The organism is Rhodococcus sp. ARC_M12, from assembly GCF_022810385.1.
GTDB lineage: Bacteria > Actinomycetota > Actinomycetes > Mycobacteriales > Mycobacteriaceae > Rhodococcoides > Rhodococcoides navarretei.
In genome coordinates, this window is record NZ_JALGQI010000047.1 from 1 (window position 1) to 1,481 (window position 1,481).

2 protein-coding genes are annotated in these 1,481 nt (G+C 62.4%); both read left to right on the plus strand.

The window, feature by feature from the left end; all coding sequences use genetic code 11:
- The first annotated feature begins 246 nt into the window (after nt 1-246).
- Nucleotides 247-459, plus strand: a complete 213-nt coding sequence (locus tag MTX35_RS25240) for a hypothetical protein (protein ID WP_243597472.1) — start codon at nt 247-249, stop codon at nt 457-459.
- Between the two features lie 131 nt (nt 460-590).
- Nucleotides 591-1,472, plus strand: coding sequence for a DDE-type integrase/transposase/recombinase (locus MTX35_RS25245; protein WP_243597473.1), 882 nt, complete (start codon nt 591-593; stop codon nt 1,470-1,472).
- The last annotated feature ends 9 nt before the right edge of the window (nt 1,473-1,481 follow it).

Consider the following 1,481-nt stretch of genomic DNA (forward strand, 5'->3'; position numbering starts at 1 on the left):
CCCTCTTTGCCAAGCTTCTCGTGAGTCATTCGAGAAGCTATGGAGGGTTACCGCATGTTGAGTGCTGAATTCACAGGGGAGCAGATTCGGGAGATGGTGTTCGAGTACTGCCGGTTGCCGTATGGGAAGCATGGGCCGTGGATGGCAGCGCATCCGTCTGTCTCGAGGGGCATGATGACGCGGTGGCGGACGGCGGTGTTCGACGGCGACGTGGACCGCGGGCTGGTTCCGCGTCAGACTGAACCGATGAACTCGCAACCGAAGGGCCGGCAGGGAATGGTCGAACGGCGAGCCATCGAGACGGCGCGCCACGCCGAGGAACTCGCCCAACGTGACGCTCAGATCCGTGAACTCAAGGAGACCAACGAGCTGCTGGGAAAAGCTATCGGGCTCTTGCACACACTGAACGTGCCCGAGCCCGACGACACCCCACCGACACCCGATCCCACCGATTCCTGAGCACAGAGAACACCCTCGTCGGCGAACTGGCCCCACTCACCGGATCGGTGCGTCGAGCATTGACGATGGTCGGGTTGTCCCGCTCGACGTGGCATTACCGCCGCAACCCCCGGGTCAAAACCGAACACCCTGTGCACCAACGAGATCGGCAGTATCCGAGCAGAATCGACACCACCGATCGCACGCGGGTCGAAGCGTTGATCGACACCGGATGGCAAGGTGGCAACTCGGTCGATCACTCCTTCGCCACCGCCTGGGACACCGGAACGATGATCGCCTCACGGCGCTCGTGGTGGCGCATCGCAGCAGCGGTGATCGACCAACGCAACCGCCCGAGCACACCGACCAAGAAAAGCACCCGCACCCCGCGCCCGATGCCCGTCCACACCGCCACCGCACCCGGTCAGGTGTGGAGTTGGGACATCACCGATCTGCACTCACCGTGGCGCGGTGCCTCGTTCAAGGCGTACTCGATCATCGACATCCACTCCCGGCTGATCGCGGGGTGGCGTGTGGAGGAACGAGAGAGTGATCACCTCGCCGCAGAGATGTTCGAGATCGCCATACAGCGTTACGGCGCACCATCATTCGTCCACGCCGATTCCGGTGCCGCGATGCGCTCGAACACTCTCAGGAATTGTTTGACCGCACACGGCGTCGGGCTCACCCACAACCGGCCGTACGTCAGTAACGACAATCCGTTCTCCGAGTCCGAGTTTCGGACCATGAAATACCGCCCGAACTACCCGGGCATATTCTCCGACATCGATACCGCCCGCGGACACCTCACCGACTACGTCCACTGGTACAACACCGACCACAAACATTCCGGCATTGCATTGTTCTCACCCGCAGACGTGCACTCCGGGAGCTGGCGACAGTCATGGACCGACCGCGATCGCGCCCAACAGGCCTACTACGACCGACACCCCGAACGGTTCCGCCGCCGCCCCTGCACACCACAACCGCCCGCAACCGTCGGAATCAACAACAACCGACTCCAGACAGCTTGACATTGAGCG